Genomic DNA, 3,322 nt, shown 5'->3' on the forward strand with positions numbered 1-3,322 from the left:
GAGGCCCGGCACGTCGCGGTCACGTTGAACCGCTCTAAAAGCGGCATCACGCAATGGGTGCCGGCCCGCACCGCGATGCCCTGCCGGTCGATGACGGTGGCGACATCATGCGGATGCGCCCCCTTCATCTCGAAGGAGATCAGCGGCCCCTTGCCTTTGGCGGTGCCGATCATGCGCAGCGAATTGATCTCGCGAAGCCGCGCCTCGGCATACGTCAACAGGTCGTGCTCATGCGCGGCAATGCGCTCCTTGCCGATCGAATTGACGTAGTCGATCGCCGCACCAAGGCCGATTGCTTCCACGATCGCAGGCGTGCCGGCTTCGAATTTGTGCGGCGGATCGCCATAAGTGACCCAATCGCGCGCCACTTCGCGGATCATCTCGCCACCGCCGTTATAGGGGCGCATGTTCACGAGCAGATCGTGCTTGGCGTAGAGCACGCCGATCCCGGTCGGCCCGTACAGCTTGTGGCCGGTAAAGACGTAGAAATCCGCGCCGATGTCCTGGACGTCGATGGTCAGGTGAACCGCACCCTGGCTGCCGTCGACCAGCACCGGAATTCCCCTGGAGTGGGCGATCTTCACGACGTCCTTCACCGGCACGATGGTGCCGAGCGCATTGGACATTTGCGTGATCGCGACGAGTTTGGTGCGCGGCGAGAGCTGTCTTTCGAATTCCTCGATCAGGAAGTTGCCCTCGTCGTCGACATCGGCCCATTTCAGGACGACGCCCTGACGCTCGCGCAGGAAATGCCAGGGGACGATGTTGGAATGGTGCTCCATGATCGAGAGCACGACCTCGTCACCTTCTTTGAGGTTCGGCGCGCCCCAGGACGAGGCCACCAGATTGATCGCTTCGGTGGCGTTGCGCGTGAAGACGATTTCTTCGGGCCGGGATGCGTTCAGAAATTTGGCGACCTTCTCACGGGCGCCCTCATAAGCCTCGGTCGCGGCATTGGCGAGATAATGCAGCCCGCGATGCACGTTGGCGTATTCGCTCTTGTAGGCTTCCGTCATGCGGTCGAGCACAGCGAACGGCTTTTGCGCGGAAGCGGCATTGTCGAGATAGACAAGCGGCTTGCCGTAGACCTTGGTCGCCAGCGCGGGAAAATCCTGCCGCAGGCGGGCCACATCGTAAGCGCCATTTGAGACAGCCGGATGCATGGTCATCCCCGCGCCTCCAGCCAGCGCTGTGCGGTCGTGATCGCCAGTTCGCGAAGCATGTCGCTGGCGATGGATTCAATCGCTTCGCCAACGAACGCCTGGATCAGGAGCGCTTGCGCCTCCTTCTCGGAAAGGCCGCGCGCGCGCAAGTAAAACAGCAGGCTTTCGTCGAGTGCACCGGTGGTAGCACCATGGCCGCAGGTGACGTCGTCGGCGAAGATTTCCAGTTCCGGCTTGTTGTCGGCCTCGGCCTCGTCCGACAGCAGCAGCGCCCGCGTCATCATCTTGGCGTCGGTCTTCTGCGCATCCGGCTTGACGATGATACGACCCTGAAACACCGAATGTGCGCGATCGTCGACCACCGCGCGGAACACCTCCCGGCTCGTGCAGTTCGGCACCGCGTGATCGAGGAACAGCGTAGTGTCGGCGTGCTGGCGGCCATTGAGCAAATTGACGCCATTGGCGTTCACCTCGGCGCCCTCGCCGGCAAAGGTCAGATAGCCCTGATAGCGGCTGAGGCTTCCGCCGCTCGTCATGTTGAAGGTGGTGAGGCGCGCTTTCGCGCCGATCGTGAAGATCGCCGTCGTGATGTTGGCGGCGTCGGCGCTGTCTGCCATCAGCCGCACATGCTGCAGCTCTGCGTCATCGCCGAGCCACAGCGTAACCGCATCGTTGACCTGATAGGACTTGGTGCCCTCAGCAGCGACAAAACTCTCCAGAAGCGTTGCGTGCGCAGCCCGGCCGAACTTCAGGAACGATCGGGTATAGGTCGAAGCCGACGAGCGCGTGGCGATATGGACGATGTGAATCGGCTTGTTGAGGACCGCCCGGTCAGCCACCGTGACGAGCACGCCATCGGTCGCCATGGCGGCGTTCAGCGCCACCATCGATCCGGACATCGCGCCGTTTTGGAGGAGATCGGCAGCAGCGGCGTTGGCGTTGTCTTCCAGAACCTCGCGCAAGGTCTGAACGCGAACGCCAATTTCCGGCGCGGCCAGATCAGACAGTGCCGGCGCGAGCACACCGTCCACCAGTACCAGACGGCAAGCGTCCAGCGCCGGGAGCGACGCCAGCGCCGTCTTCGCGCGTTCCAGCGCGCTTGCATCCGGCGCCGCTGCCAGCGGCAACACGTCGCGCATCAAGGCACGCAGGTCGGTGTACTTCCAGTCTTCCAGACGGCGATGCGGCAGACCGGCACGTTCATAGGCCTCGAACGCCTGCTGGCGCGCCTCGGTGACCTTGCCGGTGCCGGGCAACCGGTCGCGCACGGTGGCAAAAGTATCGCTCACCACCCCGCGCGTCTCCCTCTTGGCCAATACGACATTCATTGCAAATCCCGTTATTCGCCGGCTCAGGCCGCGTCTTCGAACTGCGCGTAGCCGGAAGCCTCAAGCTCCAGAGCCAATTCCTTGCCGCCGCTTTTGACGACCCTGCCCCTCGACATCACGTGAACGAAGTCGGGCACGATGTAGTTCAGCAGCCGCTGATAGTGCGTAATGACGACCATCGCCCGTCTCGGCGACCGCAGCGCATTGACGCCGTCGGCCGCGATCCGCAGCGCGTCGATGTCGAGACCGGAATCCATCTCGTCCAGAATGCAAAGGCTCGGCTCGAACAGCGCCATCTGAAGGATTTCGTTGCGCTTCTTTTCGCCGCCGGAGAAGCCGACATTGACGCCGCGCTTGAGCATGTCCTGCGGAATGCTGAGGCTCTTGGCGACCTCGCGAACCTTCTTCAGGAACTCCGGCGCCATCAATTCGCTTTCGCCACGTGCCTTGCGCTGGGCGTTGTAGGCGGTGCGCAGGAAATTCATGGTGACGACGCCGGGAATCTCGACCGGGTACTGGAAGGCGAGAAAAACGCCCTTGGCAGCGCGCTCGTCCGGATCCATCTCCAGCAGATCTTCGCCCTTGAACAGGATTTCGCCGCCCGTAACTTCATAACCGGGCTTGCCGGCGATGACATGCGAGAGCGTCGACTTGCCGGAACCGTTCGGTCCCATGATGGCGTGAACTTCGCCCTCGTTCACCGTGAGCGAGAGCCCGTGGAGGATTTCGCGGTCCTCGACGCGCACCTGCAAATTCTTGATTTCAAGCAGTGACATTCACTTGGTCCTTAATATTTGGAAGCTCGTCATTGCGAGGAGCTCTTGCGACGAA

General features: G+C 62.3%; 3 protein-coding genes. All 3 read right to left on the reverse strand.

Features of this window, described 5'->3' with window-relative positions:
- The coding region (locus VFL62_RS25865; RefSeq protein WP_414644849.1) for a cysteine desulfurase at positions 1-1,163 on the reverse strand (1,163 nt) is incomplete at its 3' end.
- A 2-nt stretch (positions 1,164-1,165) separates the two neighbouring features.
- Positions 1,166-2,491, reverse strand: a complete 1,326-nt coding sequence (sufD, locus tag VFL62_RS25870; protein ID WP_325175235.1) for a Fe-S cluster assembly protein SufD — start codon at positions 2,489-2,491, stop codon at positions 1,166-1,168.
- A gap of 23 nt (positions 2,492-2,514) precedes the next feature.
- On the reverse strand, positions 2,515-3,267 hold the full coding sequence (sufC, locus tag VFL62_RS25875; RefSeq protein WP_325175236.1) for a Fe-S cluster assembly ATPase SufC: 753 nt from the start codon (positions 3,265-3,267) through the stop codon (positions 2,515-2,517).
- Positions 3,268-3,322 lie beyond the last annotated feature (55 nt).

The sequence above is a fragment of the Bradyrhizobium sp. genome (assembly GCF_035701725.1).
GTDB lineage: Bacteria > Pseudomonadota > Alphaproteobacteria > Rhizobiales > Xanthobacteraceae > Bradyrhizobium.